The organism is Bradyrhizobium betae (assembly GCF_004123905.1).
Lineage (GTDB): Bacteria > Pseudomonadota > Alphaproteobacteria > Rhizobiales > Xanthobacteraceae > Bradyrhizobium > Bradyrhizobium betae_A.
This window is the reverse complement of record NZ_MZXW01000019.1, coordinates 28347-49619: the sequence shown is the minus strand read 5'-3', so window position 1 is coordinate 49619 and position 21273 is coordinate 28347. Positions and strand designations below refer to the sequence as shown.

The following is a 21273-nucleotide window of genomic DNA, read 5'->3' as shown; positions in this document are numbered from 1 at the left end:
TTCACAGCGGATTGGACGTGCGGCATGCCGACATGATCGCTGCGGCAGCCTCGTTGCTCTGCGCACCCGAGAGCTGCCGCACGAGGCAGACATAATAGCCCTTGTTGGATGCGTTCAGCAGGGAGTCGCCGTTGACCGCGAGCCAGTTGCAGGCCGAGCGGATATACTGGACCGCAAGGGGCGATCGCGTGTCGCGGATGGCAGACAGCTCGCATTGAGCTTGTCTTTCCATGTCGGATTGCGCGACGACCGGTCCAGAGAACGAAAGAACCGTTGCGGCAACGGCCACGGCCGCCAGGATATGCGATGGCGCGCGAGCAGGCTTCCGGCAGGCCCCTTGGTGCGATAATTTGCCAGGGAAGGCGGGATAAATCTCGTTGGGAGTGGTCATGTTGCGGCCCTTTGCTCTGGAGGCGATCATAAAGCGTCAGGTCGATGGCACAATGGCGGGCGTCGTCGCACAGCCAAGGTCGCGCCTCTCATGAGCGAGTCATCCCGATTGACGCAGCTTCACGCGCGGGTCGTCGAGCTGGCGCGAGCCCAGGACCCCTATGCGCACATCTTTGCGGGCAGGGAATTTCGGCGCGACTACGTGGCGGGACGCACGATGGTCTGGAGCACGCTGTTCAAGGACATGCGCGATACGACGACACGGGTGCTCGAGATCGGCTCCAAGGAGGGACGATCCGCGCTGTTCTGGCTAGAATTCTTCGCGAGCGCGCATCTGACCTGCGTCGACCTCTTCCCCGAGGAGGATGGCGGGCGCTTCGACCGTAATCTCGCCGCCCATGGAGCGCGCCTTCGCAAGATCGCGGGCACCTCGATCAAGGCGCTCGGGCTGCTGCGCGAAGAGAACGCGGTGTTCGATTTCATCTATGTCGACGGCAGCCATCAGCGCGACGACGTGATGATCGATTGCCTCGGCGCCTGGCGCCTGTTGCGCGTCGGCGGCGTGATGCTGGTGGACGACTATACCTGGAAGCCCGACAATCCCGACGCGGAGCGCGTCGCGCCTGCCGTCGACACGTTCCTCGCCTGGCACGGCGATGCCGAGATGATCCTCAGGAGCCATCAGGTCGCGGTGCGGAAGCGTCCCGCCTGAGACGCGCGGAATCGAGACACCGGAATCGAGACGTGCAGAATCGAAAAGACCGGACGCTCCCTCCTTGCGTCCGGCCTTTCCGCGACGAAGCGGCGTCTTCGCCTACTTCGTCACCTGACCGCGGATCTCGCCGCCCGGATTGGCCGCGGTGTGAATGTTGACGTAGAGCTTGCCGGCGAGGAGATCGGCGGCCTGCGCGTCGGTCAGCGTCGCCGAGCCCTCGACCGGGCTATTGGCGGCGCCCGGAATCGGGACCGCGACGCCGGCGTTCTTGCCGGCCTCGGCCGGGCCGTGGAAGTGGGCCGCGGTGGCGGGGCCTGACAGGCCGGAATAGGTGAGTTTCCAGGACAATTTCTTGCTGGCGGCATCATAGTCCAGATCGGCCGTTCCGGTGCCGCTGCTGGTCGTGGCCGGGACCTCGGACTTGGCGTCGAGCGTTGCTTTCAGCTTTTCGGCGCTGGCCGAGCCTGTAAAGGCAACGGCGCCGAGCGCGAATATGGCGATGACGATCTTGTTCATGAACATTCTCCCTGGTGACCTCGTTGGGCTTCCAAACTTCCAACAGCCGCCGTTTCAGTTTATTCCCGTGACCGCGGGGGACGCCTTAAATTCTTCGTGGCTGGAGCCGCGCGGATATCGGTCATAGGCTCGACCCAACGCGTGGATGGAGCGAATGTTGCAACGAACAATTTGGGCGGCGCTGCTTGCAGCGATTGCCGCTGCCGGGGTCTATTGGTGGCTCAGTGCGCCGGTGGTGGCCGCCGTTGGCCCGGGGCCGGCCCATGTGCCTGACCTCGCCAATGGCGAGGTGATATTCAACGCCGGCGGCTGCGCGTCCTGCCATGCCGTTCCCGACCAGCCCGATCGTCTCAGGCTCGGCGGCGGGGTCGCGATCAAGTCGCCGTTCGGAACGTTCTACGCGCCCAACATCTCCCCGCATCCGACCTACGGCATCGGCAAATGGACCGAGGCCGATTTCGTCAACGCGGTCATGCGCGGGGTCTCACCTGACGGGCAGCATTATTTCCCGGCCTTTCCCTACACCTCCTACCAGCACGCCAAGCGCGAGGACGTGCTCGATCTCTTTGCCTATCTGAAAAGGCTGCCGGCCGTTGCAGGAAAAGTGCGTGACCACGACGTGCCCTTTCCGTTCAACATCAGGCGCAATGTCGGCATCTGGAAATTCCTGTTTATGGACGGCAAGCCGTTCGTCGCCGATGGCACCAAGTCGCCGCAATGGAATCGCGGCGCCTATCTCGTGAATAGTTTTGGCCATTGCGCCGAATGCCACAGCCCGCGCAATGTGCTGGGCGGCATCATCTCGGGCGAGCGCTTTGCCGGTGGGCCCAATCCGGAAGGCGAGGGATGGGTGCCGAACATCACGCAGAAGCGCCTTGGCGAGTGGAGCGTGAAGGATTTTTCCTATTTCCTGAAGTCAGGCGAATTGCCCGACGGCGACAGCGTCGGCGGCGCGATGACGCGCGTGATCAAGAACATTTCGCAATTGCCGGAAGCGGATCTTGCGGCGATGGCGGATTATCTGAAGTCGCTGCCGCCGGTGGACGGCCCGCCGCGACCGAAGCGCAAGGAAGGTGGCGCCTGACGCAGGGCCTTTCCAATTGACACGCCGGGAGCGCACCCGCATGTTTTGCTGCCGGTTGCGAATTGGAATTGCGTCACGATGGGTTGTCTGGTCTTTGCGCGGGTAGCGCCCGTTGTTTCGACGCGTGATTGTGCCGGGCCGGATGCAGCAGGCATCGCATCTCAACCGTTCGGTTGAGATGGCTGGCGCAGCAAAGCTCCCGCTCGTGCTCCATGGGCGTTTCCTGACGCTGTTTCGGGCCGCTCTCGGACAGGGCCAGACCGCCATCGACGCCTATCGGGACTGGCGCGCCTCCGAGCCGCTGGAGGCCGCCGACGAGATCGTCTACCGCACCATGCCGCTGCTCGTCGCCACCGTCGACAGGGCCGGGATTGTCGATGCCGACACCAAGCGGATGCGCGGTGTCGTCAAGCATGTCTGGTTGTCGAACGCGACGCGGGTTCGCGATCTCGTCGAGGCCAATCGCGCGCTCGAAAGTGCCGGCATCGACGCGCTGCTGATCAAGGGCGGCGCGCTGTTTGCGCGCGACGAGAGCTACATGGCCAAGCGCATGACGGGGGATTACGATCTCCTGGTTCGCCGCGTCGAGGCGCCGCGCGCCATCGAGGTGCTGCGGCAGGCTTCGTTCCGCAGCCATGGCATGAAGGTCGAGCTGTTCTCGGAGTCCGATTTCGACCGCGACATCCATGCTGCCGCGATGTCGCGGGCCGGCTTCAGCCGGGCCATCGATCTGCACTGGCGCGCGATCTTCTGGCTCGACGACGAGAGCTTCACCGAGGAGCTGTTCAGGACCGCCGAGCGGGCGAAGCTGCTGACCCATGACGTGCTGATCCCGGGCCTTGCCGAGCAGCTGGCGATCGCGGCCATGCGGCCGGAGCCTGCCGATCAGAAGGAGATGGTGTTCCGGGCGCTCGAGGTCGTCCACGTGCTGGAGAACTACGGCAACAAGGTCGATTGGGATCGCTTCCGTTCGATCGTGACGCGCTACAACGGCGGCCTGTTCGCGGCGCAATTGCTCGACGTCGTCGCGCGGGAGATGCCGGCGCTCATGCCGGATGGCCTGGTGGAGCAGTTGTGGCGCTACGGCCCGCCCGGGAAATCCGTCGAGATGAGGTTGCGCGCGGTGCCATGGGCGCAGCGCACGCCATGGCAGCAGTTCCGGGTGGCCTTCTTCGCGTCATTGCGCGCGCAGTTCAAGGCGCCGTTTCGCGGGTTGGATTGGCTGCGGCTGCCGGGCGCGGCCATCGCCGCGTTCGATGCCAGCGTCACGCATTTTCCCTTGTTTCGGGACGCGATCCTGAAGCGGATCTGGCAGCAGGCGGCTGCTACGACGCATCCGCTGCGCGGAAAAGGCGTCTGGTTCGGACAGGGGTTTTCCATTCCGGAAGACGAGGGGCGGTGGACTGATCATCAGTTCGCCGTCATCGACGTGCCGATCGATCGACAGCCGCAGACGTTTGCCGTGGTGGAGCTGGCGGTGATCCCGTTCCTGCCGCCGGGCATCGAGAGCTTTCGCTTCGCGGCCTTTACCGGCACCGGTGAGGTGTTGCAGATGATCGCGGGGCGTAACGACCCGATGCCGTTCAGGCTGACGCTGAAAGCGAAGGTCGTCGGCACGGGCGAGCGGAAGATCGTCGTCGCGCTGCGGATGCTCGACGTCGGGCGTCCGATGGATATCGGCCATTCGATCGACCACCGCCTGCTCGGATTGTTCGTGAAGTGGGTCGCGGTCGACGGCGTGCCGGTGTTCACTCCGGCGGCCGCTGCGCCTTGATGGCCTTGCGCAGCGCCATCAGCGTCTGGAGGTTCTGAGCGTCCGTATTGGTGCGGCCGCCATTGCCGAGATGCAGCCGGCGTCGGACGAGGATGTCATCGACATGGGCGATCTTCAATCCGCTCTGCTTGGCGCGGCCGAGCCAGGCGATGAAGAAGGTCGCCGGCAGCGTCTCGTCGAATGGGCCGGCCCGGTCGAGCGCAGCACGGTGGATCAGCATGCATTGCTTCAGCTCGCCCGGCATGATCTCGACGGCCGGTGTGAGGCGCACGCGGTGCTGTTCCGGCACGTCGGGGCTGACGAATTGCTGCACCTTGCCGAACGCGGCCTCAATGGCGCCGTCGCGCTCCAGCAGCGCCAATTGCAGTTCAAGCTTGCGCGGGGTCCAGAGGTCGTCCGCATCGCAGAAGCCGATCAGCTCGCCGCATGCGAGCGCCAGGCCCTTGTTGACGGCTGTGGCCTGACCGCTGTTGGCCTGGGTGAACGCGACGATGCGGTCACTGAAGCCATCGAGAATGCCGCGCGTGCCGTCGGTCGAGCCGTCGTCGATGACGATGACCTCATCGGGCGGAACGGTCTGGCCGAGCAGGCTCTCGATCGCCTCGGCAATGTAAGCCTCGGCATTGTAGGCGGCGATGACCACGGAGACGCGCATGCGGCCTCAGAGCTGGTCCAGCTGGTGGGCGAAGGCCGTGGGAATCTCCATCGGCGCGGTGCCGGTGTCGGTGAAGAACACCGGTGCGAGGCCAGCGATCTTCGCGACCTTGGCGGCGATCTCGTTCGGCCATCCCGGCAATTCGTAGGCGGTGGTCGGCAGCAGAGCGCGAAACGCGTCCGACTGCTTCGCCGGCGTGAACTCGGGCGTTGCCGCGCCGCGCCGGCGCGGGATGAACGTCGCGCGCAGCTTGCCGCCGCCGATGCGGTCGCCGAGACCGGCGAGGCTCAGCTCGTGGCGCGGCTCGCCGTTGAAATCCGAGACCGCCGTGGTTTCGCCGATGAAGCTCTGAAAGGTCTCGACCAGGGCAGGGCGCAAGCGCGCCGAGCAGAACAGCGGCTCGATCCGGCCGGTGGCGCTGTTGACCGCGACAAAGTCGTCACCCGCATAGCGCCAGCCGGCCTTCGTGCAGGCCAGCGCCGCCGTGGTCTTGCCGCTGTGGCCTTCGCCCGCGAGCAGCGTAAAACCTGCGTCGTGTCCCACCGCCGCGCCATGGACGGCGCACCAGGGCGTGTCGTGCATCATGGCATGGATCAGCGAGATCGCGGGACGGCTGCGGATCCAGGGCGGCGCTTCACCCTTGGGCAGCCAGGCGATGCCTCGTCTTGCCGCGAGGTCGACCGCATAGAGCACGGGAATGACAGCGGGCTGCCATACCGAATAGATGCCGTCCTCGATCAGGAGGCGCGGCTTCTCGGCGGCCACCGGCACCAGCGCGGAAAGGTCGTAGTGATCGGCGCTTATGAAGCGCAGGTCGAGATCGATCGTCCCGGGCGTGGACTGGATATAGGCCGGCAGGAACATGCCGGCCAAATCCTGCGAGGCAAAGCCGAGGTCCAAGCCGAACGGGCCGCAGCGGGCGTGCGCTTCGACCGGCACCAGGGCCGTCTTGGCGAAGACCCCAGCGATCTCCTGCCGAATGAGATCGCTAGCTCTCATTTCGCTTCTTGGGTCTCGCGCAGCGGCCAGCCTTCTTCGCCGGCATCATGCACGGGATCCATCAGGAGCAGATCTCGCAGATTGTCGAAGCGCTGGAATTCCGGGGTAACGAATGTGCCCGACAACACCGGCGCCCATGTCTCGGCGCGCGCATCGGCATCGCCTTCGGCGATCAGGCCTTCCGCCAGCATGCTGTCGACGAAGGCCTGCACCTGTTGTGTGATGGCCGGCCCGTCGCCGCCGGTCGCCGCCGCGAGAGTGCTGCCGATCTCCTCAACCGTTCGGTTGGCCTTGAGGCCGAGCCAGACTTGCGCCGCGCTGCCGTCGAGGTTGTAGTAGACGCCGTTCTGATAGTTGGCGAGCACCACTTCGCTATCAAATTGCTGGCTGATCAGCAGCGGCACCGAGGTGGTGAGGGCCATGACTTGCAGTACTCAGTTCAATTTCAACGGCCGGACGCTAACACAGGCGGCCGGCTGCGCAACCATGCCGCTTGCGCCAAATGCGGGCAGTCAGCTCGTGCCGAACGCCTTGAAGGTGATGATGGTGAGCGTGTCCTGGATACCAGGCAGAACCTGCACCTTCTCGTTGATGAAGTGGCCGATGTCGGTGTCGTTGTCGACATAGAACTTCACCAGCAGATCGTAATGGCCGGCGGTGGAGTAGATCTCGGAGGCGATCTCGGCTTCGGCAAGCGCATTGGCGACCGTATAGGACTGGCCGAGCTTGCATTTGATCTGGACGAAAAAGGGAACCATTGCAGTCACTCCGAAGGCATAGCAGGCCGCTAGAGCCATTCCCGTTCCGATTTAATCGGAACGGGGCTCTAGCTTCTTGTTTTGACGCGTTTTCTTTACGCGAACCGGTATCCACTTCGCTCGAAAACGCTCTAATAGGCCAAACCCAGCCCGATTTAGCAAGCCGGCTGCCGGGCCGCCAGTCCGGCGCTCAGGAGGTCACGGTCGCCGCCGCAAATGCGTCCCTGAGCCGCTGCGCGAGCTCGGCCCTGCGGTAGGGCTTGGTCAGGATGATCGCCTGCGCCTGCGCGCGGCCCTGCTCGATCAGGGCCTCCAGCGCATAGCCCGAGGTGAACAGGATCGGCAGCGAGGGGCGAATCCGCCGGGCCTGTTCGGCCAGGTCCCAGCCGCTCATCCCGCCGGGCATGATGATGTCGGTGAACAGCATGTCGATGCCGGGGTCGGTGCGCAGCCGCTGCAAGGCTTCCTTGCCGTTGACGGCGGCGACGACGCGATAGCCGAGCGCTTCCACCCTGCGAATGGCCGAGGAGCGGACAAACGGATCGTCCTCCGCGATCAGGATCGTCTCGTATCCTCTCGGTGCTGCCTCTTCGTTCTCCGGCGGCTCGGTCAGGGATTGTCCGCCGGCGCGCGGCAGGTAGATCCGGACCGTCGTGCCCAGGCCCCGTTCGCTGTAGATCGAGACATGGCCGTCGGATTGCTTGGCGAAGCCATAGACCATGGAGAGCCCGAGGCCCGAGCCCTTGCCGACCTCCTTGGTGGTGAAGAACGGCTCGAAGGCGTGTTCGATGACCTCGGGCGTCATGCCTTCGCCGTCATCGGTCACGGAGATCAAGGCGTAGCTGCCGGCCGCCACTTCCGGATGCAGGGCGCGATAGTCCTCGTCGATCGCGGCAAGCTCGGTGCTCAGCGTCAGGTGGCCGCCTGACGGCATGGCGTCCTGCGCGTTCAGTGCAAGATTGAGCACGGCGGATTCCAGCTGGGCGCGGTCGGCAAAAGCCTGGATCGCGCGCGGGCCGAACGCCGTCTTGATCTCGATGTTTTCGCGCAAGGTGCGCTTGAGCAGCTTGAATATGGATTCGAGCAGCTCGCGGCAGTCGATCGTCTGCGGCTGGAGCAGCTGGCGGCGGCTGAACGCGAGCAGCCTTCGCGTCAACTCCGCGCCGCGTTCGCCGGACTGGCAGATGTCGTAGGCGAACTGCCGCAGGTCGGACCGGGACTTGAGTTGCTCGCTGAGGTGCTCGGCGTTGCCGATGATGACGGTGAGCAGATTGTTGAAGTCGTGGGCGATGCCGCCGGAGAGCTGGCCAACCGTCTCCATCTTCTGGGCCTGCTGGAGCTGCTGCTCGGTCAGCTTGCGCGCAGTCAGATCGCGGACGATGCCGACGTAGATCAGCTCGCCGTCCTGCCACGCCTGGCCCACCGACAGATCCATCGGAAAGGTCGATCCGTCCTTGCGCACGCCGACGGCCTCTCCGGTTGCGAGACGCCGTGCTTGACCGGGGGAGGAGGGTCTCTTCTCGTTGGACATCAGCATGCCGATGTCGAGATTCATGACCTCGTCGGCGCGATAGCCGAACAGCCGTTCGCTGGCAGGATTGAACAGGAGAATGCGGGCTTGCGCGTCGAACAGGATGACGCCGTCGACCGCGGTGTCGACGACGGCGGTGAGGCGCGTCATGCTCTCGCGCAGCGCGCGCTGGGCGTCTTCGACCTGCCGGAGCAGCTGCGCCGCGTCCCGGCTCTTGATCTCCTCCTCCTCGAGCGCGGCCTGGACCTTCCGGAGCTCGAACGGGGAGGGGATGGTCAGGATCTTCGGCAGAAGCGGCCAGAGCGCGCCGGCGGTGAACACGGATGCCACGGCCGTCGCCGCCTTGACCAGGCCCTCGATGCCGTAGACCGGGACCCAGAGGGTGTAGATCGACAGCACATGGGTCAGGCCGCACGCCATGATGAAAACGGCGAAGGCCCAAAAGACCCAGCCGAATTTGAGGTCGCGCCGCTTGGTGACGAGGATCGCAAGCGCAAACGGAATCGAGAAATAGGCTGCCGCAATGAAGGCGTCCGAGATGACGTGGAGCCAGATCAGCTCGGGCTCCCACAGCAGGCAGATCCCGTGCGGTGAAAACATCGAGGAGTCGAGGATGCGTTCGAAGTAAGCCCACATGATTCCACCCCGATAAGTCTTGCGGGCCGAGGCCGGCCAGCACATGGCGCCCCTGGACGAATCCGCCAATTACCGTCTCACTCGTCGGGGCGGGTGCCAAGGCCGGGCTATGGCGAAGTCATATTTTCCGGTGATATGCACGCTTGCGGGTCGACAGGCCTACGCAGGGCCACTTCCAGATGAGTCGCTGTTCCCCGGCCGGCCCGGCTTGCTGGCTCATCCGGGGCGCGCTAGGACAGGGCATGGTGCTGTCCCTTTCAACCGAGTGTGTCCGGCAATGACGACGTCCGTGGCGCTCACCATCGCCGGCTCCGACTCCAGCGGCGGCGCCGGCATCCAGGCCGACCTCAAGACCTTTGCCGCGCTCGGCGTCTATGGCGCCTCCGCCATCACGGCACTCACCGCGCAGAACACGCGCGGCGTGACCGGCATTCACGCGGTGCCGGCCGAGTTCGTCACCGCCCAGATCGACGCCGTGTTCTCCGATCTCGACATCGGCGCGGTGAAGATCGGCATGGTGGCGCAGGCCGCCAGCATCGATGCGATCGCGGCAGCGCTGTCGCGCTGGAAGCCCCGGCATGTGGTGCTCGATCCCGTGATGGTCGCGACATCGGGTGATCGCCTGCTCGCGTCCGAAGCCGTCGAGGCGCTGCGCACGAAACTGATGCCGCTCGCCTCGGTGATCACGCCGAACCTGCCGGAGGCCGCGGCTCTGCTCGACGAGCCCATTGCACGAAGCGAGGCCGCGATCGAAAGCCAGGGGCGCCGGCTGATGGCGCTCGGCTGCCGGGCGGTGCTGATCAAGGGTGGGCACGGCGAGGGCGCCGAGAGCACCGACTATCTCGTCGATTCCCAGACAACGATCGCGCTCGCCGCGCCGCGCGTCGCCACTGAGAATACCCATGGCACCGGCTGCTCGCTATCCTCGGCGGTCGCAGCGGGGCTCGCCAAGGGCGAGGAGCTCGAGCAGGCCGTGCGCAGTGCCAAGGCCTGGATCAGTGCCGCGATCGCGGCCGCCGACCGTTTCAGCGTCGGTCACGGCCACGGGCCGATCCATCATTTCCACAAGTTTTACTGACGCCGGCGGCGCGCGGCGCCACTGACCGCGGCATTAACCACTAAGGCCGTGCGGTTCCGTAGCTTTGCGGAGGCCGCTGCGGCCTCATGTCGCCTGATTGTCGCATGCGACTGATATTCGCGGGGAGGGCGAGGCAAGGCCTGATTCGTATTCGAGGGTGCCTCAAGGGTTCAATCTGTCATCCCCCTGTCACGGGACATTTGTTACAGGCTGGCGCATGGGAAGTTACGATGTGAGTGACGAGAGCCCGGAGCGGCGCTTTCGCACGTTGTTTATCTCCGACGTTCATCTCGGAGCCCGCGGTTCTCAAGCCGACCTTCTGCTGGATTTCCTGCGTTACCACGACGCCGACACGATCTATCTCGTCGGCGACATCGTCGATGGTTGGGCGCTGAAATCGAGCTGGCACTGGCCGCAATCGCATAACGACCTGGTCCAGAAGCTGCTGCGCAAGGCGCGCAAAGGCGCCAAGATCATCTACGTGCCCGGCAATCACGACGAATTCCTGCGCAATTATTACGGCACGCATTTCGGCGGCATCGACGTGGTGGAGAACACCGTTCACACCGGCGCGGACGGCAAGCGCTATCTCGTCATCCACGGCGACATCTTCGACCTCGTGGTGCAGAACGCGCGCTGGCTCGCCCATCTCGGCGACAAGGCCTACGACTTCGCGATCCAGATGAATCGCTTCGTCAACTTCTTCCGCCGCATGTTCAAGGTGCCCTATTGGTCGCTGTCGCAATGGGCCAAGCAAAAGGTCAAGAACGCCGTCAACTATATCGGCGCGTTCGAGCAGGCGCTCTCCGCCGAAGCACGGCGCCATGACGCCGACGGCGTGATCTGCGGCCACATCCACTATGCCGTGATCCGCGACGAGAACGGCATCCGCTACATGAATTGCGGCGACTGGGTCGAGAGCTGCACCGCGCTCGTCGAGCACGACGACGGCCATTTCGAGATCATCACCTGGGCGGACCATGCGCAGAAGCCGGCGCAGGTCCCGCAGGTGGCAGCCAGAGCTGCATAACGAGGGCCGCCTGATGCGCATCCTGGTCGCGACCGACGCCTGGCACCCGCAAGTCAACGGTGTGGTTCGGACGCTGACCAAGCTCGCTGATGCTGCGGGGGCGCTTCACGCCGAAGATCTTGGCGCCGAATTTACGTTCCTGACGCCGCAATCGTTCCGCACCTTCGCGATGCCCAGTTATCGCGACGTGCGGCTCGCGATGCCGCGCCCGGCGCGAATCGCAAAACTGATCGAGGAAGCGCGCCCCGACAGCATCCACATCGCGACGGAAGGGCCGATCGGCCTGATGGTTCGCCGCTATTGCCGTCAGCGCAAGCTGCCGTTCACGACCAGCTTCCACACCCGCTTCCCCGAATATGTCCGCGCCCGCGTGCCGGTTCCGGGCTCGCTGATCTGGCGGGCGCTGCGTCGTTTCCATGCGCCCAGCCGTGCCGTGATGGCGGCGACGCCTGCGCTCGCCAGCGAGCTGACCGAGCGTGGCTTCGACAATGTCGTGCTGTGGCCGCGCGGCGTCGACACCGGCCTGTTCCATCCCCGCGCCATCGACCTCTGCCTGCCGGGGCCGGTGTTCCTGTCGGTCGGCCGCGTCGCGGTGGAGAAGAATCTCGAGGCGTTCCTCGATCTCGACCTGCCCGGCACCAAGGTGATCGTCGGCGACGGACCGGCGCGTGCCTCGCTCGAAGAGGCTTATCCCGACGCGATCTTTCTCGGCGAGAAGCACGGCGAGGCGCTGGCGGAGATCTATGCTGCGGCGGACGTGTTCGTGTTTCCCAGCAAGACTGACACGTTCGGCTTGGTCCTGCTGGAGGCGCTCGCCAGCGGCCTGCCGGTTGCAGCCTTCCCGGTGAAGGGTCCCCGCGACGTGATCGGCGATGCGCCGGTCGGCGCGCTCGATCACGATCTGCGCAACGCCTGCTTCGCGGCGCTCGACATCTCCCGGCAGGACTGTGTGGAGTTCGCCTCCAGCTACACCTGGGAAGCCTCGGCGAGGGCCTTCATAGACAGCATTCTGGCGGTCGGCGCGGTGCTATCAGGCAGGAATGGGGCGGACCCGGTTAGTTTCGTAGCCTGAAAGCCACCGTTCATCGCGCGGAGGTGTCTTGCCCGCGCCGAGGCTGCCGCGATACAGTTCGGCCATGACCGAACAGCTCCTCCCGATCGGCCCTGCCGATATCGATGCCGCAGCGCGCGTGCTCGCGCCCTTCGCCGTCCGCACCCCGCTGTTGTCCTTTCCCGTGCTCAACGAGCGCGTCGGTGCCAAAGTGTTTTTGAAGCCGGAGATGCTCCAGCGCACCGGCTCCTTCAAGTTCCGCGGCGCCTTCAACAAGGTGTTCTCGATCCCGCAGGACAAGCGGGCCGGCGGCGTCGTCGCGTTCTCCTCCGGCAACCATGCCCAGGGCGTGGCGGCGGCGGCAAAAATCCTCGACATGCACGCAACCATCGTGATGCCCGCGGACGCGCCGCTGTCGAAGCGCGAGCGCACCAAATCCTACGGCGCCGACGTTGTGCTGTACGACCGCTATAACGACGACCGCGAGGCGATCTCGCGCGATATCGCCGAGAAGCGCGGTGCGACGCTGGTCAGGCCCTATGACGATCCCTTCGTGATCGCGGGGCAGGGCACCGCCGGCCGCGAAATCGCTGAGGACATGGCAACGCTCGGTCTTAGCCCCGACATCGTGGTGGCGCCGGCCTCCGGCGGCGGCCTGATCGCGGGCGTTGCGACTGCGGTCAAGGCGCGCTATCCGCTGGCCGAGATCGTGGTGGCCGAACCCGAGGCGTTCGACGATCACGGCATTTCGCTGACCGCGGGCCATCGCGAGCCGCATGGGCCTGCAGGCCGCACCATCTGCGATGCGCTGATGGCGCTGATCCCCGGCGAGATGACGTTTGCAATCAACAGCAAGCTGCTGGCGCGCGGCGTGACCGCGTCGGACAAGGAAGTCGGCGCGGCGGTTTCGTTCGCCTACCATGAGCTGAAGCTCGTGGTCGAGCCGGGTGGCGCGGTCGGCCTTGCCGCGCTGCTTGCGGGACGTCTCGATGTTGCCGGGAAGAACGTCGTCATCGTGCTGTCCGGCGGCAATGTTGACGCGGATCTGTTTGCCGAGCTGGTGGCCTGATTTTTTGACATGAAGAAGGGGCAGAGCGTTTCTGCTCTGCCCCTTCCTCAATTGTCGTTGGGCGGATTCGAACTTGCCGCTTGCTCGGTGCAACCTCTCCCGCTTGCGGGGGAGGTCGGCGCGAAGCGCCGGGTGGGGGCTCGCTCCTCTTGGGGAGTCTCTCTGCGGAAGCACCCTCTCCCCAACCCTCCCCCGCAAGCGGGGGAGGGAGCGCACCTTCTTCTCCGCGCGATCAGTGCATGAAGCCGCGGTGATTGTTGCCGCCACCCATGCTCTGGGCCTGGTTCATCGACTGGCGGAAGTTGTTGGTGCCGCCGTTGCCGATCCGGTTGGTCGTGTTGAACTGCGGGTGGTTGGTCTGCTGGGTGTTCTGCACCTGCACCTTGTTCACCGGGTTGTTGACGATCTTAACGCCGTTGTTGATGCGGATCGGGTTGTTCTGCGTCTGAACGGTCACCGGCTTCGCGTCGACAGTAGAGCTGCCCTTGCCGACTTTCACCGGCATGCTCACGATCTTGCCAGGATTGTTGTTGGTGGCGCCGTTGTTGGTGTCGGCATTGTTGTTGCCGCCGTTCCGATTGTTGTTGGTCGCGGGCAGGGTCACGATCTTGCCGATACCGCCATTGCCATTGGTCGTGTTGGTCGGCGCAGGCAGGGTGACGATCTTGCCAGGGGTCTGCGACGGCGTGCCGTTCTGGTTCGGCTGGTTGTTGCCCGCCGGCAGGTTGACGATCTGGCCGCCATTGCCGAGCTTGCCGATCACATTGCTGTCGCCCGGCTTCTGCACGATCGGCAGGTTGCCGTTCATCTGGCCACCACCATTGCCCTGTTGCAGCGGCATATACTTCGGCTGGCCGAGATTGCCGATCTTGAAGGTCGGATTGATGGTCTGCGGCGCCAGGAACTTGGTCGCCTGCATCAGGGGGATCAGCTTCGGCTGGGCCTCGAGGTTCAGCGCGACCTGCGCATAGGGCGTGTTGCTGTAGCTGTCGTAAAAACTCTTGTAGCCGAGCGGCGAGTTCGCCAGCACCGCCTTGTGCCAGGCCTGCGTGAGCAGGAGGTTGTTGAGCAGCCAGCGGACGTGGTCGCACAGCGGGTCGTGCGGGTACATCTGGATGAACTCCTGATAGTACTCCGGCCGGCCCTCGGACACGACGTAATCATAGGCCTGCCGCGTCGAGCGGCTCGGCAAATTGGAGGCCATCTGCACGACAGGCGCATTCACGGGCGCGCGGTTGGCGGCAACCGCGGTGTCGCCGAAGAAGGTGAAGTCGCTCGTAAGCGAGGAGCTTTCCCACGGGATCTGCGCGCCGCTGGTGGTCTCGTTCACCTGGAGGCGCACGCGCTTGAACAGCTGCTCGATCGGCACGTTGGGCTCACGCGCGACGTTCAGGAACGCCTGCGTGTAGGGGCTGTGGCCGCCGGTGCCGTCCTGCGCTTCCGCGCCCGGCGCGGTCGAGTAGCCGACGATCGAGCCGTTCGGCGCATCGACGATGGCAAGGCCGCGGCCGGCGTCGTTCACGTTCGGGAACGGGTTGTTGCGGCAGGCATCGAGGATGACGATGCGCATGCGGCTCGGGATCGTCTCCAGTGTCGACATCACGTCGACGAGGCGAACCGAATTGTTGACGAGCTCGGTCTGGCTCGACACCTTGGCATCGACCGGGACGAGATAGTTCTCGCCGGCGAGCTGCACGCCGTGGCCGGCGTAGTAGACCATGGCCACCGTGTTCGGACCGCGCGCGGACACTTTTGCGGAAAAATCCTGCACGACGCGGAGCATGTCATTCTGGGTCAGGTCGGTCGCTGCCACCACTTCGAAGCCGGCCGAGTTCAAGAACTGCGCCATCGACTCGGCATCATTGTCGGGATTGGCGAGCTGCGGCGCGTTCTGGTAGTTCGAATTGCCGATCACCAGCGCAACCCGCTGTTCCGGGCCTTGCAACGCGGTGGGGGCCGGCTGGACCGGGGCGACTTGCGCGGAAACGGGGCCGCAGGCGAAGCCGAACAGGCTTCCCACGAGGCTGGCCGTCATCAGGAAAGGCTTTAGGCGGAACATGGCGTGCTCCTCTGGCACTGATCTCGATGCGAGATTGGTTGCGAGGCAGCTTGGCCGCGTTCGAGCCGGTGGTCCGTGATTACGATCACCATGCTAGTGTGCGTGATCTGAATCACGCTGGAACCGGCTGTCACATGCTGAAATCGATCGATCCGATCCTCACGCCCGATCTGCTCTGGCTGCTCGCCTCCATGGGCCATGGCGACGACCTCGTGTTCGTCGATGCCAATCATCCGGCCACCCGCATCGCGCAGAGAACCACGTCGCAGCGCCTGATCCAGCTGCCGGGCCTGAGCATGGAGACCGCCATCCGCGCCATCATGTCGGTCTACCCGCTCGATGATTTCGATCCCGATCCGGTGCGCGTGATGGCGCCGGTCGACGACCCCGACCGCGTCCCCGATGTGCAGCGCGCGGTGCTCGCCGAGATCGAGCGCGCCGTCGGCCGCGCCGTTGCTCCAGGAAAACTCTCGCGGCCGGATTTCTATCGCGCGGCGGCGGCGGGTTTTGGTGTGGTGCAGGTGGGGGACAGCAGGGGCTATGGCTGCTTCCTGATCAGGAAGGGCGTGATCAGTTAGGGCACCATGAAGCGATCACCCATACTCATCGTGTTCGGCGGCCTTCCGGGCACCGGCAAGACGACGATTGCTCGCGAACTGACCGTTCGGCTCGCGGCGACGTATCTCCGGATCGATTCCATCGAGCAGACGTTGCGGGACGCAGATCTCGCGGTCGGCGCAACGGGCTATGTCCTTGCCAATGCGCTGGCCGCCGAAAATCTGAGGCTCGGGCGCAGCGTCATCGCGGACTGCGTCAATCCGGTGCTGGCAAGCCGTGCGGGATGGCGACAGACCGCTTTGCAGAGCTCGGCCTGCATGATCGAGATCGAAGTGGTTTGCGGCAACCCGGTGGTGCACCGGCAGCGCGTGGAAAGCCGCTTGCCCGACATTGATGGTCTCAAGCTTCCAACCTGGGATGACGTCGTGAGCCGTGCTTATGAGCCATGGGATCGTGAACATCTGGTGCTCGATACAGCCGAGAGTTCGCTCGATCATCTGCTGGAGCGCGCGGAGACCTATGTGCGCGGCAAGATCGGCTAATCTGCAATTCGCATGAGGCAAAAGAGCCTCGCACTCGAATTTGAGTGGCCTCTCTGCAACCGACTGTCTATGCTTGCTCCATGTCGCGCCTCATGTGTCTATCTGTTGCTGTCGTCCTGTCGCTGCTGCCCGCTATCGCGTCCGCTGCGTCAACTCAAAAACGCCCCAAGCAAGCCTGGCATGGCTACGGCTTCCTGCCGGGCTATCGCCAGCCGCTGAGCAACAGCATTCCCCTCTATAAGCAGAAGGAAGCGATGCGGCGCATGTCGCGCAGCGACCGCCGCCACTGGTACATCGACCCGGTTCCCCAATATTACGGCTGGGATGGCGAGTGGCGCTATTTCGGCCGGCCCGGCTTCGGCGGTGGCCGCTACAACGGCGGCAGTTTTGGGCCGTGCTGGACGCGGACGCCGATCGGCGCGGTCTGGAATTGCGGGTGAACGGGCGGGTGCGCAGCGGCTAGGGGAAGCTGCCGACAACCTCGATCTGGCCGACGATCGCAGCATTGAAGTCATCAAGGTGTTTGGCCGGGATCCAGTACTCCAGATGCGCGCGGCCGCCGGCCTCCTGCACGTCGTACTTCGCGATGAACTTGCGCTCGACCTCAAAGCGCGTGACGAAGCCCGCGCCGCTCGCCGGCACATTCCAGTCGCGCGCGATCTTGATGGCGTAGTCCTCGCTCAGCACAGGATAGAAGATCGGCTGGTCCGGAAGGCGCGGCGGGAACGCACGCATGCCGGCTTGCTGGATCAGCTCCAGTTCTTTCGGTCCGACAGGGCGCCAGAGGGTGAGGGTGTTTTCGGTGGGGGACAGATTTTGACGATGGGCTCCTGGAGTCCCTTACTTACACTGACATGGTCCTCAGCTCCATCACCGTCACTCTGAGGCGCTCGCCTCTTCGGCGAGCCTCGAAGGGTGACGGCCCGGCTGCATCGGGGCCGCTCATCCTTCGAGGCTCCTCATGGGACGCGTTGCGTCCCATGCCTCGCGCCTCAGGATGACGGAGCTGATGGCGTCGCAATGACCGTGCGGCGAGAGTGGACGCCGCATCTTACTTGCGTGCCCCGGACGCAGCGCAGCATCTCTTCGACGGTGCGCTGCCGAGGCGGCGCCCATGCTACACGGGAATTTGCAGCTTCTGGGTCCCGGCTCTGCGCTTCGCTTGTCCGGGACACGAGAGTTGAGACCTTACGAGAAGAACGCGATCTTCTCGGCCTGGGTCATGCGGCGGATTGGCGCGAGCGGATCGTTGGCGGCGGCGCGGGGCTTTTGCAAAATGCCGCTGGCGAGGATGGTGGCGCCGAGCGAGGGCTCGTGCAAGGACGCGGCCGATAGTGAGGGCATCGGAAGCGTCGCGGCTGGCGCTGCGGCGAATGGTGCGGTGGCGGCGATGGCCTGCGGCGGTTGCTCCATCACTTCGGCGGCGGCTTCTGCGATGGCGCTGGTGAGGCGCGCGAGCGAATCCATCGCAATCGGGGCGTCTTCGGCGGGCTCCACCACGACCGGTGCGACGACGGGCTCCGGCGCGATCGGCTGCGGCATCTCCGCTGCAATCGGCGCTGCGACCTCCGCAGCCATCGGCTCGGGCGTTGCGGCTTCCATCTCGACCGGCTCGATGATCGCGTCGAACTCCGGATCGGGCGCGGCCATCTCCAGCGCGATGGCATCGAGGATGGCTTCGTCCTCGGCTTCCGCCGCGGCGTCGAGCGAGAACTCGTCGGTCACCTCCGCGAGGGCGGTGGGCTCGGCGATCTCCTCTTCGCGCGCGACGTGATTGTCGGCGACGATCTCCGGCTCGATCGCGACGTCCATTGCCGGTTCGGCAATTGCGGGTGTCTCGACGATGTCCCGGGGCGTCTCCGTAAAAGCCACGGGGGCTTCGCTCACCATTGCGGCAGGCGGGGTCTCGACAGGCGCAGCCTCGGCGACCGGCGCCGGCGCGGGACTCGCCGCCGCTTGCGGCGCTGTGTCGCCGTCACCGTCGAGCTGCCCGACCCGATCCCTGAGCAGATCGAATGCGGCCTTGAGTTCGATGCGGGGGTCGATGGTCGAAATCTGGCCACAGGCGGCCTCGATGGAGGCGAGCTGCGAATCAATGAGATCGCAGATTCGCCCGTCGGCACCGATCTCGCGCCAGCGCCAGGAGATCTCCTTGATGATGCGCACGCCGCGGGGAATGGCGGCAAGGCTCGCCTCGATCGCCGCGGGATCGAAGGCGGCAATCGCGATGGTCTCGGCTTCGCGGATGGCGCGGCGGATCTCGACCAGCGCCTCGGGCAGGCGGTCCTCGACGACAGGTTGTCGCTGTGCCGCAAGGGTTTCTTCGATTTTCGCGACCGCGTCGAGCACCATGCTGGTGTCGGCGTTGCGGTTGCGCTTGGCATATTCGCCGAGGAACCAGCGGCCGCGCGCGGTCTCCATGAAGGCTTCGCGGATCGCGTCGTAATCCTGCTCGTTCGGCTCGGCCGCGCGGGCAGACATGGGCGAGAGGGCGAATGCTTCGTTGGCCATGACAATCTCGTCGCGCAAATCAGTGCGCGTTACTGTAACGATCACCACGATATCGACCGAATCGCAATTGGTTTGATGCAACCCGAATCACAAATCCCCACGCAAGCCACCGTGAAGCGGCGATTCGCCGTGAGCCTTGCCGTGTTCTACTCGGCGGTCTTCGCGGTTTCAGGCACGCATCTGCCGTTCTTCCCGGTCTGGCTGAAGGCGATTGGCATCGACGCAAGCTGGATCGGCCTGATCAACGCGCTGCCGGCGATCACGCGCTTCACCACGCTGCCGCAGATCACCGCCTTTGCCGAAAAGCGACAGGCCATTCGCACCGCCATGATGGTGTCAGTGCTGGCGACCGCGATCGGCTTTGTGACGGTCGGCTTGCAGCACCAGCCGCTGGCGCTGTTCCTGATCTACGCGCTGACCTGCGCGATGTGGACGCCGACGACCCCGCTCACCGATGCCTATGCGCTGCGCGGCGTCGCGCGCTACGGGCTCGACTACGGGCCGTTGCGGCTATGGGGCTCGGCGGCGTTCGCCGCCGGCTCGCTCGCCTGCGGCTATCTCGTCGATATCATCGCGGCGCGCGACCTGATCTGGGTGATCGTCGCATGGGCGGTGGTTGCGGTCGCGGCCAGCCTGCTGCTTCAGCCCCTCGACGACGTCAGGCGCAAGACCGCCGAGACGCATGCCGGCAAGGCGCTGCTGCGCGACGGCGGCTTCTGGGCCGTGATCGCTTCGGCCGCGCTGATCCAGGGCAGCCACGTCGCCTATTACACCTTCTCGGCCATCAACTGGCAGCAGCATGGGATCAGTGGGCTGACCATCGCGGGTCTGTGGACGCTGGGCGTGATCGCCGAGATCGTCGTGTTCGCGCTGTCGCCGCGCTTCTCGCTGCACCCATCCACGCTGATCGCGATCGGGGGACTAAGCGCCGTGGTGCGCTGGATCGTCACCGCCAACGAGCCGCCGCTCGCGCTGCTCGCGGTCGTGCAGCTCGGCCACGGCCTCACCTTCGGCATGACCATCGTCGGTACCATGAATTTGCTGGTGCAACGCGTGCCTTCGCATCAGATCGCGCGCGGGCAGGGCTATTACGCCGCGTGCAGCGGGCTGTTGGGCGCGGCGACTTCGATCGCATCAGGCGCGATCTACGCCCGCATCGGCGACGGCCTGTATTACGTCATGGCTGCGATGGCCGCCGCCGGCGCGTTTCTGATCTGGTCGGCGCGGCACCGGCTGATCGCTCATCCCCAGAGTGAAGAGTCCGGCGGGTAGACCAGGCTGTCGTCGTAACGAAGCCCATGATCGCGATCGCGCGCCAGCAGCAGCGGGCCATCGAGATCGACGAAGCGGGCCTGCGGAGTCACCAACATCGCGGGGGCCATCGACAGCGAGGTCGCGACCATGCAGCCGATCATGATCTCGAAGCCGAGCGCCTGCGCGGCATCGGCCATGGCGAGCGCCTCGGTGAGGCCGCCGGCCTTGTCGAGCTTGATGTTGACGGCGTCGTAGCGGGCGCGGAGCGGCGCCAGCGAAGAGCGGTCATGCACGCTCTCGTCGGCGCAGACCACGAGCGGCCGCTTGATCCGCGCCAGCGCCTCGTCCTTGCCTGATGGCAGCGGCTGCTCCACCAGGGTGACGCCGACGGCGTCGCAGGCGGCGAGATTTTGCTCGAGATTGGCCTCGGTCCAGGCCTCGTTGGCATCGACGATCAGCTCGGATTCCGGCGCGGCCTTGCGCACCGCTGCGATGCGATCCGGATCGCCGTCGCCGCCGAGCTTGATCTTGAGCAGGGGGCGGTGCGCCGCCCTGGCGGTCGCCGCGGCCATGGCCTCGGGGCTGCCTAACGAAATCGTGTAGGCCGTGGTGCGCTCGCCCGGCAGCGGGCGGTCCAGCAGGTTCCAGGCGCGCAGGCCGGCCGCCTTGGCCTCGAGGTCGATCAGGGCGCAGTCCAGGGCATTGCGGGCCGCGCCCGGCCGCATGGCGGCTTGCAGGGCCTCTCGCGAGAGGCCCGCCGCCACGGCCTGCTGCATGGCCTGGATGGCGGCCAGCGTCGCCTCGGGCGTCTCGCCATAGCGCGGATAGGGCACGCACTCGCCGCGGCCGGTCAGGCCGTCCCGGCTGATTTCGGCCACAACGGTCACGGCCTCGGTCTTGGCGCCCCGGCTGATGGTGAAACTGCCGGCGATGGGAAAGCGCTCGATTCGCGCCCGAAGTGCCGGAACTTTGCTGGAAGTCATTTTGAACTCTGGCGAAATCTGAACCTGCTAGTTACCTCTAGCAACTAACATTAACCAGTTGGGGATACCTTCTCCGGGTA

22 protein-coding genes are annotated in these 21273 nt (G+C 65.2%); 11 read left to right on the top strand and 11 right to left on the bottom strand.

Annotated features, from left to right (window positions below):
• Position 1 precedes the first annotated feature (1 nt).
• Positions 2-391, bottom strand: a complete 390-nt coding sequence (locus B5V03_RS42730; protein ID WP_283811539.1) for a VF_A0006 family four-cysteine protein — start codon at positions 389-391, stop codon at positions 2-4.
• Positions 392-481: 90 nt separating this feature from the next.
• Between B5V03_RS42730 and B5V03_RS16930 the strand changes: the two genes are divergently transcribed.
• Positions 482-1102 carry a class I SAM-dependent methyltransferase gene (locus B5V03_RS16930; protein ID WP_129271489.1) on the top strand — a complete coding sequence of 207 codons (621 nt, stop codon included), beginning with the start codon at positions 482-484 and terminating at the stop codon, positions 1100-1102.
• 102 nt (positions 1103-1204) lie between these two features.
• On the opposite strand, the gene B5V03_RS16925 is transcribed toward B5V03_RS16930, so the two are convergent.
• Positions 1205-1621: a CHRD domain-containing protein gene (locus tag B5V03_RS16925; protein ID WP_129271487.1), complete on the bottom strand. Its 417-nt coding sequence runs from the start codon at positions 1619-1621 to the stop codon at positions 1205-1207.
• 154 nt (positions 1622-1775) lie between these two features.
• On the opposite strand from B5V03_RS16925, the gene B5V03_RS16920 reads away from it, so the two are divergent.
• Positions 1776-2705, top strand: coding sequence for a cytochrome c (locus B5V03_RS16920; protein ID WP_129271485.1), 930 nt, complete (start codon positions 1776-1778; stop codon positions 2703-2705).
• Between the two features lie 142 nt (positions 2706-2847).
• A complete protein-coding gene (locus tag B5V03_RS16915; RefSeq protein WP_129271483.1) occupies positions 2848-4479 on the top strand; it encodes a nucleotidyltransferase family protein in 1632 nt (543 codons plus the stop codon).
• Here the strand turns inward: B5V03_RS16915 and B5V03_RS16910 are convergent.
• From B5V03_RS16910 to B5V03_RS16885, 5 genes are all read right to left on the bottom strand, one after another.
• Positions 4454-5134, bottom strand: a complete 681-nt coding sequence (locus B5V03_RS16910; RefSeq protein WP_129271481.1) for a glycosyltransferase family 2 protein — start codon at positions 5132-5134, stop codon at positions 4454-4456. The genes B5V03_RS16915 and B5V03_RS16910 overlap by 26 nt on opposite strands.
• Positions 5135-5140: 6 nt before the next feature.
• A complete protein-coding gene (locus tag B5V03_RS16905) occupies positions 5141-6133 on the bottom strand; it encodes a hypothetical protein (protein ID WP_129271480.1) in 993 nt (330 codons plus the stop codon).
• On the bottom strand, positions 6130-6555 hold the full coding sequence (locus tag B5V03_RS16900; protein WP_129271478.1) for a PqqD family protein: 426 nt from the start codon (positions 6553-6555) through the stop codon (positions 6130-6132). Before B5V03_RS16900 ends, B5V03_RS16905 begins: the two co-directional genes overlap by 4 nt.
• A 90-nt stretch (positions 6556-6645) precedes the next feature.
• Positions 6646-6891, bottom strand: a complete 246-nt coding sequence (locus tag B5V03_RS16895) for an Lrp/AsnC ligand binding domain-containing protein (RefSeq protein ID WP_129271476.1) — start codon at positions 6889-6891, stop codon at positions 6646-6648.
• A 190-nt stretch (positions 6892-7081) separates the two neighbouring features.
• Complete coding sequence (locus tag B5V03_RS16885; protein WP_245502246.1) at positions 7082-9058, bottom strand: hybrid sensor histidine kinase/response regulator; 1977 nt, start codon at positions 9056-9058, stop codon at positions 7082-7084.
• Positions 9059-9335: 277 nt separating this feature from the next.
• On the opposite strand from B5V03_RS16885, the gene thiD reads away from it, so the two are divergent.
• From thiD to B5V03_RS16865, 4 genes are all read left to right on the top strand, one after another.
• Entirely contained in the window at positions 9336-10136 is an 801-nt protein-coding gene (gene thiD, locus B5V03_RS16880) for a bifunctional hydroxymethylpyrimidine kinase/phosphomethylpyrimidine kinase (protein ID WP_129271474.1), read from the top strand.
• A gap of 217 nt (positions 10137-10353) precedes the next feature.
• Positions 10354-11166, top strand: coding sequence for a UDP-2,3-diacylglucosamine diphosphatase (locus tag B5V03_RS16875; protein WP_129271472.1), 813 nt, complete (start codon positions 10354-10356; stop codon positions 11164-11166).
• Positions 11167-11179: 13 nt separating this feature from the next.
• Positions 11180-12238: a glycosyltransferase family 4 protein gene (locus B5V03_RS16870; protein WP_129271470.1), complete on the top strand. Its 1059-nt coding sequence runs from the start codon at positions 11180-11182 to the stop codon at positions 12236-12238.
• Positions 12239-12302: 64 nt separating this feature from the next.
• Positions 12303-13286, top strand: a complete 984-nt coding sequence (locus B5V03_RS16865) for a threonine/serine dehydratase (RefSeq protein ID WP_129271469.1) — start codon at positions 12303-12305, stop codon at positions 13284-13286.
• Between the two features lie 232 nt (positions 13287-13518).
• Here B5V03_RS16865 and B5V03_RS16855 read toward each other — a convergent pair whose 3' ends face one another.
• On the bottom strand, positions 13519-15345 hold the full coding sequence (locus B5V03_RS16855; RefSeq protein WP_164988075.1) for a caspase family protein: 1827 nt from the start codon (positions 15343-15345) through the stop codon (positions 13519-13521).
• A gap of 134 nt (positions 15346-15479) precedes the next feature.
• On the opposite strand from B5V03_RS16855, the gene B5V03_RS16850 reads away from it, so the two are divergent.
• The 3 genes from B5V03_RS16850 to B5V03_RS16840 all read left to right on the top strand — a co-directional run bounded on the left by B5V03_RS16850 (position 15480) and on the right by B5V03_RS16840 (position 16885).
• Positions 15480-15923 (top strand): RbsD/FucU family protein, encoded by a 444-nt coding sequence (locus B5V03_RS16850; protein WP_129271463.1) that lies wholly within the window; start codon positions 15480-15482, stop codon positions 15921-15923.
• Positions 15924-15929: 6 nt separating this feature from the next.
• On the top strand, positions 15930-16445 hold the full coding sequence (locus B5V03_RS16845; RefSeq protein ID WP_206736157.1) for an AAA family ATPase: 516 nt from the start codon (positions 15930-15932) through the stop codon (positions 16443-16445).
• Between the two features lie 80 nt (positions 16446-16525).
• On the top strand, positions 16526-16885 hold the full coding sequence (locus tag B5V03_RS16840; RefSeq protein WP_164988074.1) for a hypothetical protein: 360 nt from the start codon (positions 16526-16528) through the stop codon (positions 16883-16885).
• 19 nt (positions 16886-16904) lie between these two features.
• On the opposite strand, the gene B5V03_RS16835 is transcribed toward B5V03_RS16840, so the two are convergent.
• Together B5V03_RS16835 and B5V03_RS16830 are read right to left on the bottom strand one after the other, a co-directional pair.
• Positions 16905-17198: a hypothetical protein gene (locus B5V03_RS16835; protein ID WP_433995340.1), complete on the bottom strand. Its 294-nt coding sequence runs from the start codon at positions 17196-17198 to the stop codon at positions 16905-16907.
• 435 nt (positions 17199-17633) lie between these two features.
• A complete protein-coding gene (locus B5V03_RS16830) occupies positions 17634-18956 on the bottom strand; it encodes a hypothetical protein (RefSeq protein ID WP_164988073.1) in 1323 nt (440 codons plus the stop codon).
• 75 nt (positions 18957-19031) lie between these two features.
• Between B5V03_RS16830 and B5V03_RS16825 the strand changes: the two genes are divergently transcribed.
• Positions 19032-20228 carry an MFS transporter gene (locus B5V03_RS16825; RefSeq protein ID WP_129271457.1) on the top strand — a complete coding sequence of 399 codons (1197 nt, stop codon included), beginning with the start codon at positions 19032-19034 and terminating at the stop codon, positions 20226-20228.
• Here B5V03_RS16825 and dgcA read toward each other — a convergent pair.
• Complete coding sequence (dgcA, locus tag B5V03_RS16820; protein WP_129271455.1) at positions 20198-21193, bottom strand: N-acetyl-D-Glu racemase DgcA; 996 nt, start codon at positions 21191-21193, stop codon at positions 20198-20200. The two genes, B5V03_RS16825 and dgcA, sit on opposite strands and share 31 nt — an antisense overlap.
• Between the last annotated feature and the right edge of the window lie 80 nt (positions 21194-21273).

Bases quoted from the DNA above. Each gene is read 5' to 3' on its own strand.
- B5V03_RS16825 (WP_129271457.1), top strand. From the start codon at position 19,032: ATGCAACCCGAATCACAAATCCCCACGCAAGCCACCGTGAAGCGGCGA.
- B5V03_RS16850 (WP_129271463.1), top strand. From the start codon at position 15,480: ATGCTGAAATCGATCGATCCGATCCTCACGCCCGATCTGCTCTGGCTG.
- B5V03_RS16870 (WP_129271470.1), top strand. From the start codon at position 11,180: ATGCGCATCCTGGTCGCGACCGACGCCTGGCACCCGCAAGTCAACGGT.
- B5V03_RS16845 (WP_206736157.1), top strand. From the start codon at position 15,930: ATGAAGCGATCACCCATACTCATCGTGTTCGGCGGCCTTCCGGGCACC.
- dgcA (WP_129271455.1), bottom strand. From the start codon at position 21,193: ATGACTTCCAGCAAAGTTCCGGCACTTCGGGCGCGAATCGAGCGCTTT.
- B5V03_RS16895 (WP_129271476.1), bottom strand. From the start codon at position 6,891: ATGGTTCCCTTTTTCGTCCAGATCAAATGCAAGCTCGGCCAGTCCTAT.
- B5V03_RS16910 (WP_129271481.1), bottom strand. From the start codon at position 5,134: ATGCGCGTCTCCGTGGTCATCGCCGCCTACAATGCCGAGGCTTACATT.
- B5V03_RS16905 (WP_129271480.1), bottom strand. From the start codon at position 6,133: ATGAGAGCTAGCGATCTCATTCGGCAGGAGATCGCTGGGGTCTTCGCC.
- B5V03_RS16915 (WP_129271483.1), top strand. From the start codon at position 2,848: ATGCAGCAGGCATCGCATCTCAACCGTTCGGTTGAGATGGCTGGCGCA.
- B5V03_RS16920 (WP_129271485.1), top strand. From the start codon at position 1,776: ATGTTGCAACGAACAATTTGGGCGGCGCTGCTTGCAGCGATTGCCGCT.
- B5V03_RS16830 (WP_164988073.1), bottom strand. From the start codon at position 18,956: ATGGCCAACGAAGCATTCGCCCTCTCGCCCATGTCTGCCCGCGCGGCC.
- B5V03_RS42730 (WP_283811539.1), bottom strand. From the start codon at position 391: ATGACCACTCCCAACGAGATTTATCCCGCCTTCCCTGGCAAATTATCG.
- B5V03_RS16855 (WP_164988075.1), bottom strand. From the start codon at position 15,345: ATGTTCCGCCTAAAGCCTTTCCTGATGACGGCCAGCCTCGTGGGAAGC.
- B5V03_RS16925 (WP_129271487.1), bottom strand. From the start codon at position 1,621: ATGAACAAGATCGTCATCGCCATATTCGCGCTCGGCGCCGTTGCCTTT.
- B5V03_RS16900 (WP_129271478.1), bottom strand. From the start codon at position 6,555: ATGGCCCTCACCACCTCGGTGCCGCTGCTGATCAGCCAGCAATTTGAT.
- B5V03_RS16875 (WP_129271472.1), top strand. From the start codon at position 10,354: ATGGGAAGTTACGATGTGAGTGACGAGAGCCCGGAGCGGCGCTTTCGC.
- thiD (WP_129271474.1), top strand. From the start codon at position 9,336: ATGACGACGTCCGTGGCGCTCACCATCGCCGGCTCCGACTCCAGCGGC.
- B5V03_RS16865 (WP_129271469.1), top strand. From the start codon at position 12,303: ATGACCGAACAGCTCCTCCCGATCGGCCCTGCCGATATCGATGCCGCA.
- B5V03_RS16840 (WP_164988074.1), top strand. From the start codon at position 16,526: ATGTCGCGCCTCATGTGTCTATCTGTTGCTGTCGTCCTGTCGCTGCTG.
- B5V03_RS16885 (WP_245502246.1), bottom strand. From the start codon at position 9,058: ATGTGGGCTTACTTCGAACGCATCCTCGACTCCTCGATGTTTTCACCG.
- B5V03_RS16930 (WP_129271489.1), top strand. From the start codon at position 482: ATGAGCGAGTCATCCCGATTGACGCAGCTTCACGCGCGGGTCGTCGAG.